The following is a 13,836-nucleotide window of genomic DNA, read 5'->3' on the forward strand; positions in this document are numbered from 1 at the left end:
AGTAATGATATATGACCAAATCTGAAAAGGTAGAATTTGTCATCTCCCAACTAAATAAAATTTATCCTGAAATACCCGTTCCTCTGGAACACAAAGACCCCTATACTTTGTTGATAGCTGTATTACTCTCTGCACAAAGTACGGACGTGCGGGTGAATAAGATTACTCCTTTGCTTTTTGCCAGGGCGGATAATCCCTATGACATGGTACAGCTCACGGTTGAAGAAATCAGGGAAATCATTAAACCCGTGGGGCTGTCCCCTATGAAATCAAAAGGGATTCACGGGCTGTCTGAAATCCTTATTAAGAAATATGCCGGGCAAGTGCCGAAGGAGATAGAACTTTTGGAAGAACTACCGGGCGTTGGGCATAAAACTGCCAGTGTAGTTGTGTCACAGGCCTTTGGCATCCCTGCTTTTCCTGTGGATACTCACATTCACCGCTTGATGTATCGCTGGGGATTCTCGTCCGGTAAAAATGTTGTGCAAACCGAAAGAGATGCCAAACGCTTATTCCCCAAAGAACTCTGGAATGATCTTCATCTGCAGATCATCTGGTATGGCAGGGAATACTCCCCTGCTCGTGGATGGAATCTCGACAAAGATGTGATTACAAAGACTATTGGAAGGAAAAAAGTGATAAACGAATATCTAAAAACTAAAAAAGCCCGTTAAAACGGGCTCAGTATTTTAGTTCAGAATCGTATCGAAACTGAATTGGCGGTGTTTTGTTACCCTGAAGGCTTTAGAATATGACAGTAGAAATCGGATGGTTTCCGGTCCTACTTTCGGGGCTTCATAGGCATTTTTCTTTGTTGAGTAAATTTTTTCCATATGATTGCGATGTCGTTATGTTAAGATAACGCAACCTATATGGAAATATTGTAAATAAAGTTATGAACTAAGAATTAGTCAGAACGATATTGTGACGATCTATTATCTTTCTCAGATTAATAAGAGCGTAACGCATTCTGCCTAAAGCCGTATTTATACTCACGCCGGTATTTTCGGAAATCTCCTTAAAACTCATGTCTTTATATATACGCATGAGGAGAACTTCTTTCTGATCGTCCGGTAATTCTTCAATAAGAAGACTGAGATCACTATCTATCTGGTCTTTTATGAGCTGTTTTTCCGCGTTGAGCTTATCATCTCCAATAACAGAAAATATATTAAAGTCGTCACTTCCTTCAAACTTCGGCATCCTCTTGTTCTTCCTGAAATGGTCGATAATCAGATTGTGTGCAATTCGCATTACCCAGGGAAGGAATTTACCTTCTTCGCTGTAGTTTCCTTTTTTCAAGGTTTTGATTACCTTGATAAAGGTATCTTGAAAAATGTCTTCAGTAACATCTCGATCCAGAACTTTGGAGTAGATAAAGCTACTTATTCGTTGGTTGTGCCGGTTGATTAATACTTCCAATGCCTTTTCATCCCCGCTGATGTAATCAGTAACTAGTAGTGAGTCGTCCCTTTTTGGTTCCATAGTTAGATAATCTTTTGGTTACTTGTTAGTTCATCAGCCAGGCTAAGGAACTAAGGTTATTAGATTTATTTGAGTTACTTGTTTTTCAATGACATTCTAAAAGTACCCAAACACCTATCCTCAGTAAAAACTATGTTGTAAAATGCCCAATTCTTGATGTGAACGAACAATTTCCCAGTTCTAACCGTTTTTCTGTCTTCCGTAGAAGCTTCTTATAATCGATCAAACAGACTGGGTTAAAAAGAAAAAGACACTTTCGGTGGAAAGTGTCTTTTGGATATTGCCTTTATGTTATAAGGGAATCCCGGAGAAGGGATTTCGATTGCTTAATTCAGGTTATTTTCTATGACCATCCCCTGTACCTTATGTATTTCGAGGGATTTCGAATAATTCAGCAGGAAGTTCACAGCTTCCTTTCGGGTTGAAATGAGTTTGCAATGTGTTGCGGGGCTTGAGTAAATCTGTTCCATAATATATCTTGTTACTCCTAAATAACGCCAGATATACAGGATCGATGGAATATATCGACCTAAAACAGATTAATTCGTTAAAACAATTTGATTCTTCTCAATAATCTTCCTCAGGTTTATCAGAGCATAGCGCATCCTGCCCAGGGCCGTATTTATACTGACCTCAGTATTTTCCGCTATTTCATTAAAGCTCATGTCCTGGTAAATTCTCATGATTAGTACATCACGCTGGTCCTTGGGAAGTTGTTCTATTAGTACTTCGAGATCCTGATCGATTTGATCCTTGATGAGTTGCTTCTCTGCATTTAACTTATCATCGGTAAGGACAGAGAAAATATTAAACTCTTTATTGCCCTTGTATTTCGGCATGCGCTTATTCCTCCGGAAATGGTCGATGATCAAATTATGTGCAATACGCATCATCCAGGGAAGAAATTTTCCCTCTTCGTTATAAGCTCCCCTTTTTAAAGTGCTGATCACTTTAATAAAGGTATCCTGAAATATGTCCTCGGTAACAGACATGTCCTGTACCTTGGAATATATATAACTACTGAGACGATGATTGTGTTTGTTGATAAGTTCTTCAATGGCCCGCTCATCTCCGCTAATGTATTTGCGAACGAGGGTGGCGTCGTTAAACGTAGAATGCATACAATTACTTTTTTGGTTCAATTTAGGGGTCGCAAGTGTGTTGCAGGTTGCGACTTTTAATACTCTAATTCAAAAAAGTAATGTTGCGGTATAGGCAGTATTTTATTCGATTAACACTTCAAATATAGAAAAAATATAAGTCATCCAAGCCGAGGTTTAATATTTAACATAATTTGAAATGCCCTTTAGAGGGGCTGGTTATTGACTCTTACATATCGTATCTTTGCAGCTTTCCAAACCTATATGGCGACCATTACAGAAGTAGATCCAAAGGAGAATATCATCATCAGAGGGGCTAAACTGCACAATTTGAAGAACATTGATGTGGTCATTCCCAGGAATCAACTTGTGGTTATAACGGGATTATCAGGTTCGGGAAAATCGAGCCTGGCCTTCGACACCCTGTACGCAGAAGGACAAAGGCGATATGTGGAAAGTTTGTCCTCCTACGCCAGGCAGTTCCTCGGTAAATTAGACAAGCCCAAAGTAGATTCCATCAAAGGGATCGCACCTGCCATTGCCATTGAGCAGAAAGTGAACTCAACCAACCCAAGGTCGACGGTAGGTACAAGTACAGAAATTTACGACTATTTAAAACTACTCTTTGCCAGGATTGGACGCACTTACTCCCCTGTTTCAGGGAAGGAAGTTAAAAAGCACACTGTCACAGATGTTGTATCCTTTGTAAAAGGATTCGAAGAAAATACTAAACTACTTTTGCTGGCTCCGATTACCATCCCCGAGAACAGAGATAAGAAGAAAACGCTGCAACTCCTTTCTCTTCAGGGTTATGCCCGAATCAAATACGGAGGGGAAGTGCACCGGATAGATGAGGATCTGCACCAATCTGTTGGCGATCAGTTATATCTAGTTGTTGACAGGATCATCAAGAAGGATGATGAGGATTTTTATAATCGTCTGGCCAATGCCATCGATTCTGCCTTTTTTGAAGGGAAGGGAAATTGTATCATCGAAGACTTATCCAGCGGTAAGCAAACCGCCTTCAGCAATGCCTTCGAATTAGATGATATTACATTCCTGGAACCCAATGTGCATCTGTTCAGTTTCAACAATCCTTACGGAGCCTGCCCTAAATGTGAGGGATACGGAGATATTATCGGTATTGACGAGGACCTTGTGATCCCTAACACTTCTCTATCTGTTTATGAGAATGCGGTGTTCCCCTGGAGGGGGGAAAGCATGGGTTGGTACCGTGATCAACTTGTTAATTCAGCTTATAAATTTGATTTCCCTATTCACAAGCCCTGGTTTGAACTTACCGAGGAACAGAAAAACCTGGTTTGGGAAGGAAATAAGCACTTTATCGGAATTCATAAGTTTTTCCAGCAGCTTGAAGAAAAAAGCTATAAAATTCAAAATCGGGTAATGCTCTCCAGGTACAGGGGAAAAACACGTTGCCCCGAATGTAAAGGGAAACGCTTGCGGAAGGAAGCCAGCTATGTCAGAATCAGTGGCAAATCAATTTCCGACCTGGTGGAACAACCTATTACCTCATTAACGGAATTCTTTGATGAGATAACGCTCTCCGATCACGACCGCCAGATTGCACAACGCCTACTAAAAGAAATAAATACCCGACTCGGGTTTTTGGTAAAAGTAGGACTGGGCTACCTCACCCTTAATCGTAAATCGAATACCCTCTCGGGAGGCGAAAGTCAGCGGATCAACCTTGCCACTTCCCTCGGGAGTAGTCTTGTAGGTTCTATGTACATCCTGGACGAGCCGAGTATTGGTTTGCATCCCAGGGATACTGAAAATTTAATTGATGTGCTTTGTTCGCTGCGTGATCTGGGTAATACAGTGATAGTGGTTGAGCATGATGAAGATATCATGAGGGCGGCGGATCGCATTATTGATATTGGGCCGGAGGCAGGAACTTTTGGAGGAGAAGTTGTGGCAAGCGGCACTTACGAGGAAATCCTCAAATCGGATTCTTTAACGGCCGCCTACCTAAATGGTACGCAAGAAATCACAGTTCCAAAAGAACGCAGGAATAGCCCCAATTACGTGAAAATAACGGGAGCCAGAGAGCACAACTTGAAAAATCTGGAGGTTAGCTTCCCTCTAAATATGCTCACGGTTGTAACCGGGGTCTCAGGAAGTGGTAAAAGCACCCTGGTTAAAAAAATCCTTTATCCTGCCCTTTTAAAAGAATTAGGAGGATACGGTCAAAAAGCCGGACAACATTCAGCTATAGAAGGCAAATACAAAGACATTAAAAGGATAGAATTTGTAGATCAGAATCCCATCGGACGTTCTTCCCGCTCAAACCCAGTTACGTACATCAAGGCTTACGATGATATACGAAGTCTTTTTGCAGGGCAGAAATTAAGTAAATTAAGAGGCTATCAGGCAAAACATTTTTCCTTCAATGTAGACGGCGGACGCTGTGAAAAGTGCAAAGGTGAAGGCGAGATTACCGTAGAAATGCAGTTTATGGCCGATGTGCACTTGGAATGCGATACTTGCAGGGGTAAACGTTTTAAAAAGGAAGTGCTGGAAGTTCAATTTGAAGGAGTCAATATTGATGACGTCCTTAATATGACAATTGATAACGCATTGGATTTCTTTAAAAAACACAGCCAAAATAAGATTATAGCAAAGCTCAAGCCACTTCAGGATGTAGGGCTGGGTTATGTAACCCTTGGGCAGTCCTCCTCTACCCTTTCGGGCGGAGAAGCACAGCGAATTAAATTAGCCACATTCCTTGTAAAAGGGGCCTCTAAGGAAAAAGCCTTGTTTATTTTTGACGAACCTACGACAGGCCTCCACTTTCACGATATACAAAAACTACTTAATTCCTTTGATGCGCTGTTAAAGACAGGTCACTCTGTCCTGGTTATCGAACACAATCTTGAAATGATTAAGTCGGCAGACTATCTCATCGATCTCGGCCCTGAAGGTGGGGATGCCGGAGGCTATCTTGTGGCGGAAGGTACCCCTGAAGAAGTTGTCACTATTGGAAAAGGATACACAGCCCGGTACCTGAAGTCGAAGTTACACTAATACCAGCCCTCCTTTCTAAAGAAATATCCGATAAGGCAATTATCGGTTGATCAAATCTATTCCCAAAACTATAATATTTCATTCTGTATATTTATATATTGCTGTATATCAGACTTTTACATAGTTCTTCCAATTTTTGGCACGCTGTTTGGTTATAACTAGCTGAATGTAAATAGTTGCATTCAGAATTAAAATTTTACAGTCATGAAAAATCTACTACTCATTATCGGAGCCTTTGCACTGAGCAGCTCAGTTGGGGCTACTACACTGGAATCGGATGTTGCGATCAGCAATATGGTTCGATATAATAATTCAGTGATTTTTGTCGAAAACGGAATCACGTTCTCTATCTATCCTGATGGTGAGTTTGATTTTTATATTGACAACCGCGTAAATGTTGGAGCGAATATCAATTTAGGGCGTAGCAATATCACCTTTAATTCCGGATTCGACTACAGCCCATTCGTTCAGTACGATGATTACGGTGCCGTAATCCAGGTGGAGAATGTGCCTGTGTACTACGACTATTACGGACGGGTATCACAAATAGGTGGTATTAACATATGGTATAACAACGGAAGGCTGAGACGTGTAGGCGGACTCTCTGTTTACTACAACAACCGAGGTTTCTTTAACCGCTTCAACGGATATGTCAACATCTATAACAGACATTATGTATACAGGCCGTTTCACAGCTTTTTTGCCCGACCTGCCCTTGGTTTCTGTCTGGTGTATAACAGACCTTACAGAAGGTTTTACAACCCGATACGATATACCTATTACAGGCCTTATCGAAACAACTCAAGGAGGTTTTATGCCAACGTAGGGAAGTCATATCGCTATAACCAAAGAGCTGATAGAGACCGGGTATACCGAAACGACAGACGAGTGGTTGCCAGAAACAATGGTCGCAGAGATAACGGATATAATAGAAATGACGGCAATTTCCGGAATTCCGACAAAGGAGTTCGTTCTAACAGAACCACTGTCAATGGCCGAACCGCCTCGCGAACCGAAAGAGCAAGGACAGCCAGGACTATGGACAAAGCAAGGACTCCGGAGCGAAGAAACAACAGGTCTTCAGATATAAACCGGAAATCTACCTCCTCTGTCAACAAGAGGACCGCATCCAGGTCGGTTGTAAACCGAAATGAAGGAAGGAACGTGTCCAGGTCTGTTGGGAAGCGAAATGAAGGAAAAAGTGTTAGCAGGTCAGTAGGTAAACGGAATGACGTTAGGACTGCTTCCCGCTCAGTGGGAAAGCGAAATGAAATGAGATCAGCACCGCGTACAAAAACTGTTAAGCGCAGTACTTCGGTAACAAAGCGTCCTAAGGCTACAAGCCGGACAACGGTTAGTAGAACGAAAGTAAGTACGCCTCGAGCGAGTAAAAGTGTAAAAAGCAGGTCCACCAAAAGGACCGCTAATACCCGAAGCAGAAGGGTACAGTAAAAATAGTTTTTAGGTTGGTTAGTTGGTTAACCCCGTAGCGGATTCGTCCCTGCGGGGTTTTTCCATATCCTGAAGGCGAGTTTAAATCTTCCTGATCAGGAGGTCTATTTCTTAGGTTTCAGATACTTAGACAATACTCCAAATATATCGTCAGAAATCCGGAATCGATAAAGCACACCAACATACATTATAGTAATCAACAAGCTCTTGAGTGCAATATTCAGTAATGGGTGAAAAGGAAATTGAAGTGCAAAGAAAACCGCACTTACAATTACAAGAAGCAATACAACCTTAAATGTTTCTCTTGTAAAGGGCTGTAAACCTAATTTTGCTTTTACATAGAGAAGCTTAATGAGATTGTAGAAGAAAACTGCAATAAAAGTAGCGAGTGCCGCCCCTGTGATTCCAATTTCGGGAATGAGATATAAATTGAGGAGAATCGTGCCGACCGCCAGGAGTACTCCCATAAATAGTATGGCCTTATAATAGTCAGAATTATACAGTATGGCATTATTGTTCCCCAGCAATGCATCGAATAATTTGGCCAGGCCAATCAGCAAAACAACATAAAACCCTCCGCGGTAGTTTTCAGGGAGAAGAAGGTATAGATCATTGAGATTAAGTATAACCAGAACAAATATTAAACCCGACGTAATAAAAAGTGTGAGAGAGCTTTTTTGATAAAGAACGGCCAGCCCGCTTTTATCACTGGCATTTAGAAGGGCCGCTGTCATGGGGTAGGTAATCTGATGCATGGCCCTGGAAGGTACCGCTATCACCGTTGCAATAAACACAGCCACAGAATAATAAGCCACTTTTTCAATTTCAATGAACTGATTGATCATGAATTTATCCACTTCCAGCAGTATCACTGCTGTTGAACCTCCTAGAATAATTAGAACACTATAGGTTAAGATATCCCTGGTATTGGAGGGGAATATCACCCTTAACGCTGGCATTCGCAATCGGTAGGCATATAGCTTCATAATGATTGTACGCAACAGATAAACACCAACCAGTGCCTGCAAGAAGGTTTCAACCGAAATATAATCGAAATAAACCGCAAAGAGCAGGATCATTACGGCAAGTCGGGCAAAGATTTCCTTCATAAAATTGCCAAAAACAGAACGCATATGGACACGCGACCAGGAATAGAACACCTCAAAATACGCCATAGCCAGGGCGATTAGAAAAATATGCCAGACGTAATTTTCGGCTATCTCATTTCGCTGGCCAATAAATGAGCCTATGACATCATTAGCCAGATAACTAAATACTCCAAACGGAACAATCAGCAAAAGTGGAAGCAATAGCATCATCGTCAGAAATCCGTCCTGAGTATTTTTATCGCTATAGCCGCTAAAGAATTTGATCATGGTATTTGGAACGCCAAAGGCCAGGAGGGGCATAAGAATTGCTGAGGTTGCGAGAATCACACCCACCAACCCAAAATAGGTGTCGGTAAGAAAGCGGGCATAAAGAAAAAGGGTGTTGATCGCCCCGATGGCAAAACCCAGATAGGTTATCACCAGATTGCTAAACGACTGTTTAAATACGATCCCCATCAGATTTGTGCTGCTAGTTTTTTTGTCAATGCTTTTCTGCTGTACTGTTCGATATCCTGAGTGGTCATCGCTAAAGAATTACTTTTATAAGCCTCGTACCATCGCAACAGCGTTTCCTTTAATTCCATTTTCATGTTATAAGTAAACACTTCTCCCGACCGTGATTCTTTTACAAGCTTCCCGGCTTCCCAGTTTTCCGGCCCGATTGCCAGAATGGGTCGTTTTGCCGCCATGTATTCAAAAAGTTTTCCCGGGATAATCCCACGTGTTTGTTCAGAATCGATTTCAACAAGCAACAGCAGCTGGGACCTCCTCTGAGCCAGGATAGCCTCTTTATGAGGAAGATAGTCACTTACATCTAGATAGTCCCTTAAACCGCATTTATCAATTTCATTAACGACTTCATCACTAACCACTCCTGTGAGCTGTATCTTCAGGGCCTCCCTGAAACCTGATACCTCCTCAACCAACTCAGCCAATGCTTTCCATAAGACTGTGGGATTTCTTTCAGACAAAAGAGATCCGATGTGCGAAATAGTAAATTTTTTGTCAAGTCCTGATGTCGCCGGAGAAGTCTCATCGTACCCATTTGTGATGGTGGTAATGGGTCTGCTGGTAATTTCTTCAAATTCCCTTTTTGTGGCGTCGCTTGTTACAAGGATTTCATCGGCCGCATTTAACACTTCCTTCTCCAGAGCTTTGTGTTTCTTTTGGGAATTTTTTGTTAGTCGAAGTGATTTATGGTAACCGATACCCGTCCATGGATCCCTGAAATCGGCTATCCACCTCACTCCTGCCCTCTCTTTCAGTGATTTCCCTATAAGGTGTAGACTGTGAGGCGGTCCGGTGGTAATCACGACGTCTATTTTTTCATTCTTAAGAATCTCTGTCAGAAACTTCACAGAGGGTTTTACCCAATATTTTCTGGCATCTGGGATAAAAAAATTCCCCCGTATCCATAAAAATAAACGATCCAGAAGGGAGGGATTGTTTGCCGGAACGATTCCTGAGCTGATTTTCCTGGTTGTTCTACTTGAGAACAATGAAGCCAAATTATATGGCTCCCAGATGGGCTGCCTGTAAATAGTGAGCTGCTCTTGGACTTCATCGTTTAAACTTGGATCAGTAATTGGATAGTGAGGATTTTCCGGAACATACAACACGGGTTGGATATCATTGTCCGGGAGGTACTTTACAAAATTAAGCCATCGCTGTACTCCGGGTCCACCAGCCGGGGGCCAATAGTAAGTTACGATGAGCACCTTTTTCATTCCTTGAGTTGCTTTTTCCTCGACCTGAAATAGGCGAAAAATCCGCCTCCAACTAAAATGATCCCAAACAAGATTGAACTAATCATGGTAATCATACTCCCCCTGGCAATGACTTCGGGTTCAAATTTAAATTCAATTTTGTGCTCTCCGCTGGGAACCTCCATGGCTCGAAGGCCATAATTTACCCTGAAATGAGGTACTTCTATTCCGTCGAGATAGGCATTCCATCCCTGGGGATAATAAAGCTCAGAGAATACTGCAATCCCATCGTGATCATTCACCGTCAGATATTCCAACTGATTGGGTTTATAGTTCAACAAACTAATGCTAGCTGTAGAATCTACTTCATAACGAAATTGGTTGATCAAAGGAAAATCTGAGCGATTAAAAACGGCTTCTGATGCGAGTTTCATACTGTCGAGTGCCATGATCTCTTCATCGGCGGTCTGTACCGGCAACAACAGTTCAACAAACCAGGCATTGCCATGCGCCTCAGGATTGACCGAAGCCACACGTTGTCCTTCTTCATTCTGCTGAATGACGTATTTTACATTGAGCATATTGAGAACCTGCCGATTATTGCGATAGATGTGATATTCAAAAAGATCCTGAATAACGGCCGGTTTGGCTGCGTGGTACCCCCCTATTGATTTGTGGAAATATGAGGTTCTTGCACCATTAAGCCCCTCCGAGGCATCATAAACCCTGTATACTGTGGTATCAGCCAGTATTTGTTTGTCTGTGTTGGAAATTTGAAATGGCTGATTCATTCTCCTTTTCGATACAAAATCGTCCTGATCTACGTATCGCAATGCCACTCCAACAAGGTCGAAACAGATAAGAACAGCAAGGAAAACCAACATGATTCGCTCTTTGATCTTTTCTTTAATAAAAAACCAAAGCAGTACCGCTGTTAGAAGTACAAAAATGAGCGATCTCAGGGTGTCGTTGATGTACACCGCCTCCCTGTCTCTTTTAATCATTGCCAGAACCTCGTCGCCAAAATATCTTTGATATACTTCATCGTTCAATCCGTCAAAATCGAACATCCCTTTAACCAGCAAGAGTACCACCCCAATGCCTGCACATATAAGAAAAGACAGTTTAAGTGCTTTCAACTTCTCTTCCCTCTTTTGCGTGGTTCCAAGCAATTCGGAAACAGCCAGCACTCCGAGGACAGGAACACAGAGTTCAAGTACTACCTGAATGGAAGACACCGCCCTGAACTTATCGTAGAACGGAAAATAATCGATCATGAAATCGGTGAGCCAGCCAAAATTCTTTCCCCATGATAGTACAAGTGACAATAAGACTCCTCCGAGTAACCACCATTTCGTCCTTCCTTTAACAAGAAACAATCCCATTATAAATAGAAAGACCAGAATGGCCCCTACGTAAGCAGGACCAGCCACAATGGGTTGTGAACCCCAGTAAAGAGGAAGACCACTGGCAAATTCCAGGGCCTGGCTCCTCGGTACGCCCTGTTCTGTCAGGTAGGCATAGGCCTTTGATTTTGTTCCCAGATCTTCGTTATTCGAACCACCAAATAGCCTGGGAACGAATAGATTTAATGATTCTGTGAGGCCATAACTGTATTCAGTTATATAATCCCGGCTCAAACCCTGTGTAGCTTCTTTCGGAGAGCCATCGGGATTAATAGTGAGTTCGGAGCTTCCCCGGGTACTCCAATCTGCGTATTCCTTGGTGGCCATCAATGCAGTAGCATTAACCGCTATCCCCAGAAACACAGCTAATAATAGGACTCCAACCGATTTCAGGTAGGAAAGTAGTGCCTTATTTCTTATGGCATCGATCAGCAGAACCAGGCCAATTACCAGTACCAGCAGCATAAAGTAATAGGTCATCTGATAATGGTTGGCATTGATCTCCAGAGCCATCCCAAGAGCGGCGAGTACAAAACCCCAGAAATACTTTTTTCTGAAACTGAGCATAATCCCCCCGAGAATCATCGGTAAATATGCTATGGCATGTGCTTTGGCATTATGCCCTACCCCAAGGATAATTATGAGATAGGTTGAAAATCCAAATGCCAGCGCCCCAATGACTGCCAGCTTGTAATCAATTTTTAAACAGCAGAGAAGAATATAGAAACCCAGAAAATACAGAAACAGATAGTCGGCTGGTCTGGGAAGAAACCTCAGGGCCCGATCGAGCTTTTTTACGTAATTATGCGGATAGTTGGCCCCTAATTGATAGGTAGGCATCCCACCAAAGGCACCGTTCGTCCAGTAAGGTTCTTTATCGTAATCCTTTCTGAAATCGTTTTGTTCCTTGGCCATGCCAGTATACTGCATAATATCAGACTGGAAAATGACTTTTCCCTGTAATACAGGGTGGAAATATGCCAAAGCGACCACCACAAAAAAGGTAAGGGTGAAAAAATGAGTGAAAAATGATCTGGAGACTCCCTTCATAGAGAATGTAGTACTTATTTTATTCGATTTCCTCAAAATCAATATACTCCCCTACTTGTTCTGAGGGCTTTTTGTATTGTTTTTGGGTTGTTTTTCTATCGATGTCTTTAGCTCGGGTATTGGTTGATTGTTGATTCATATTTGCTCTCTCGAAGGCCTCTTTAAATCGGTCTTCTGTTTTCTTTACTGCATATTGAAATAGTCTTGGGGCCAGTAACCTCCAAATGATTCTCAATAGGAAGTACACCAGCAAAATAATCAGCAGTGTCTTTAAAAATCCCATAATTTATTTCCTAAATATATCAAAAGTACAATTCCAGCGTTGTAATAGCAGTACAATTGTCATAAAACTTTAATAAAACAGCGCCTGATGGATGCATGCCTAAAATCCTGCCGAACACTCTATTTGTTCATTTTCTCCTGCATTTCCGTACCTCTTTTAAGCTCGGGACAATACACAGAAGTAATTAATTCGAACAGGCCCGGCCTGTCGGTTAGCGCTTATGCGGTGGGCAAGGGAATTGTACAGATGGAAGCAGGTTTCCTGTACGAACAAAGAGAACATACCCCGCTCAATCAGGAATCTACTATCATGGGTGGTGATCTGGTTCTGCGTTACGGCTTCTTAAAGGAAATGCTGGAGGTCATTTATGAAGGCACTTATGTGTCTCAGGATATTACCTTTAATTCATTTGATCTCAATGAGTCGAGAACCGACTTTTCGAGAAACAGACTAGGCTTTAAATACCTCTTGTACGACCCCTTTAAAAACCCTGAAAGAACCAAACCCAATTTGTACAGCTGGAGGGCCAACAATAAATTTCAACTCCGTGATCTGGTGCCCGCTATTTCTGTTTATGCTGGAGCAACATTCGTTCTCGGGGACAACCCCTTTTATCCGGAAGATCCGATTGTAGCACCCAGGGCTATGATCGCCACCCAGAGTCATCTGGGTCCCCGACTCGTACTAATATCGAATCTGATCTATGACAGAATCGGCACAGATTTCCCTGAAATGCAATACCTGGTCTCTGTATCCCATGCTTTTAAAAACCCCAAATGGAGTGTTTTTGTTGAAAACCAGGGGATTAAAAGTGATAGGTATGCCGATATCCTGTTAAGGACCGGAATAGCACATTTATTTAGTAAGTCGTTCCAGGCCGACATTAATGTAGGGGCGAGTTTTAAAGATTCCCCAAGAAGGATATTTGGTGCGCTGGGCTTTTCCTATCGCCTCGATTTCCACCAGGATGAAGTCATTTCCATTGATGATCAGAAAGCAGGTGAAAACGGAGATTTTATCAAGAAGAATGCTTTTAAAGACGATTCCGAAAACACCCTTCCGGGAATTTCAAAAAAGAAAATGCGCAAACTTGAGCGCAAAGCGAAGCGGAAGAAGAACTAACCAAAGACCCTCATTCTGCTAATTCCTTTTTAAAAGATTACCTCTGTGATTTAAAACCTCCGGGAAGTTTTAAAC

At 42.1% G+C, this 13,836-nt stretch carries 12 protein-coding genes; 4 read left to right on the forward strand and 8 right to left on the reverse strand.

All coding sequences use genetic code 11. From position 1 onward, the window contains the following. Positions 1-11: 11 nt before the first annotated feature. Complete coding sequence (gene nth, locus AB8P51_RS14035; RefSeq protein ID WP_369749487.1) at positions 12-674, forward strand: endonuclease III; 663 nt, start codon at positions 12-14, stop codon at positions 672-674. 15 nt (positions 675-689) lie between these two features. On the opposite strand, the gene AB8P51_RS14040 is transcribed toward nth, so the two are convergent. The 4 genes from AB8P51_RS14040 to AB8P51_RS14055 form a co-directional block, all read right to left on the reverse strand. Continuing rightward, a complete protein-coding gene (locus AB8P51_RS14040; protein ID WP_369749488.1) occupies positions 690-833 on the reverse strand; it encodes a hypothetical protein in 144 nt (47 codons plus the stop codon). 67 nt (positions 834-900) lie between these two features. Then, the gene (locus AB8P51_RS14045; RefSeq protein ID WP_369749489.1) at positions 901-1,485 is read right to left on the reverse strand and encodes an RNA polymerase sigma factor; all 585 of its coding nucleotides are present in this window, start codon (positions 1,483-1,485) and stop codon (positions 901-903) included. 326 nt (positions 1,486-1,811) lie between these two features. After that, the gene (locus AB8P51_RS14050; RefSeq protein ID WP_369749490.1) at positions 1,812-1,955 is read right to left on the reverse strand and encodes a hypothetical protein; all 144 of its coding nucleotides are present in this window, start codon (positions 1,953-1,955) and stop codon (positions 1,812-1,814) included. 69 nt (positions 1,956-2,024) lie between these two features. After that, positions 2,025-2,606, reverse strand: coding sequence for an RNA polymerase sigma factor (locus AB8P51_RS14055; RefSeq protein ID WP_369749491.1), 582 nt, complete (start codon positions 2,604-2,606; stop codon positions 2,025-2,027). 243 nt (positions 2,607-2,849) lie between these two features. Here AB8P51_RS14055 and uvrA point away from each other — a divergent pair, with 243 nt between their 5' ends. Together uvrA and AB8P51_RS14065 are read left to right on the forward strand one after the other, a co-directional pair. Next, entirely contained in the window at positions 2,850-5,633 is a 2,784-nt protein-coding gene (gene uvrA, locus AB8P51_RS14060; protein WP_369749492.1) for an excinuclease ABC subunit UvrA, read from the forward strand. Positions 5,634-5,837: 204 nt separating this feature from the next. After that, complete coding sequence (locus tag AB8P51_RS14065; RefSeq protein WP_369749493.1) at positions 5,838-7,085, forward strand: hypothetical protein; 1,248 nt, start codon at positions 5,838-5,840, stop codon at positions 7,083-7,085. Positions 7,086-7,189: 104 nt separating this feature from the next. On the opposite strand, the gene AB8P51_RS14070 is transcribed toward AB8P51_RS14065, so the two are convergent. From AB8P51_RS14070 to AB8P51_RS14085, 4 genes are read right to left on the reverse strand one after another with little or no spacing between them, the layout of a single operon-like run. After that, a complete protein-coding gene (locus AB8P51_RS14070; protein WP_369749494.1) occupies positions 7,190-8,650 on the reverse strand; it encodes a polysaccharide biosynthesis C-terminal domain-containing protein in 1,461 nt (486 codons plus the stop codon). Next, the gene (locus AB8P51_RS14075; protein ID WP_369749495.1) at positions 8,650-9,921 is read right to left on the reverse strand and encodes a glycosyltransferase family 4 protein; all 1,272 of its coding nucleotides are present in this window, start codon (positions 9,919-9,921) and stop codon (positions 8,650-8,652) included. The genes AB8P51_RS14070 and AB8P51_RS14075 overlap by 1 nt, the downstream gene beginning before the upstream one ends. Next, the gene (locus AB8P51_RS14080; RefSeq protein ID WP_369749497.1) at positions 9,918-12,356 is read right to left on the reverse strand and encodes a YfhO family protein; all 2,439 of its coding nucleotides are present in this window, start codon (positions 12,354-12,356) and stop codon (positions 9,918-9,920) included. Before AB8P51_RS14080 ends, AB8P51_RS14075 begins: the two co-directional genes overlap by 4 nt. Before the next feature lie 19 nt (positions 12,357-12,375). Then, positions 12,376-12,639 carry a DUF4834 family protein gene (locus tag AB8P51_RS14085; RefSeq protein WP_369749498.1) on the reverse strand — a complete coding sequence of 88 codons (264 nt, stop codon included), beginning with the start codon at positions 12,637-12,639 and terminating at the stop codon, positions 12,376-12,378. Positions 12,640-12,726: 87 nt separating this feature from the next. On the opposite strand from AB8P51_RS14085, the gene AB8P51_RS14090 reads away from it, so the two are divergent. Next, entirely contained in the window at positions 12,727-13,761 is a 1,035-nt protein-coding gene (locus AB8P51_RS14090) for a transporter (RefSeq protein ID WP_369749499.1), read from the forward strand. Positions 13,762-13,836 lie beyond the last annotated feature (75 nt).

The organism is Muriicola sp. SD30 (assembly GCF_041205185.1).
Taxonomy (GTDB): domain Bacteria; phylum Bacteroidota; class Bacteroidia; order Flavobacteriales; family Flavobacteriaceae; genus Muriicola.